This window comes from Alteromonas sp. ABV4_515, from assembly GCF_056160345.1.
Map to the genome: position 1 here is coordinate 1 of NZ_JBSWWZ010000026.1, position 667 is coordinate 667.

Below are 667 nucleotides of genomic sequence, written 5' to 3' on the forward strand. Positions count from 1 at the left end.
GTGAAGGTTTGGGCGTCGCCGTTAGCATCGGTCACTGTGATGGACACGGTTTCACCGACAGGCAAATCAGTAGTTCCCGACACTGTTGGCGTCGCATCATTGCCTGTTGTCTGCGCGTCCAACGTGATGGTTGGGGCAGCAGTATCAATTTCGCCGTTGTTGTCCGTTGCTGATGTCGCGTTACCCGCCGCATCGGTGGCAGTAGCTTCAACGGTATACGCACCGTCGGCTAAGTCCGCAGGCACATCTGTGCTGAACGAGCCATCAGGCTGAACAGTGGCAGTGAAGGTTTGAGCATCACCGTTTGAGTCGGTCACCGTGATCGATACCGTTTCACCGACAGGCAAATCAGTGGTACCTGATACTGTTGGTGTGGCGTCATTACCCAGCGAGTGTGGATCAAGGGTGATGACTGGTGCAGCCGTATCGATTTCACCATTGTTGTCCGTAGCCGTTGTCGCGTTACCCGCAGCATCGGTGGCAGTGGCTTCTACCGTGTAGGCTCCGTCGGCCATGTCCGCAGGGACATCAGCGCTGAATGAACCGTCAGGTTGTACGGTTGCGGTAAAGGTTTGGGCATCACCGTTTGAGTCGGTCACCGTGATCGATACCGTTTCACCGACAGGCAAATCAGTGGTACCTGATACTGTTGGTGTGGCGTCATTAC

1 protein-coding gene is annotated in these 667 nt (G+C 55.3%); it reads right to left on the reverse strand.

Annotated features, from left to right (window positions below; all coding sequences use genetic code 11):
• Positions 1-667 (reverse strand): Ig-like domain-containing protein (locus ACXAGX_RS20510; RefSeq protein ID WP_474840702.1); only part of this gene is annotated, 667 nt, incomplete at both ends.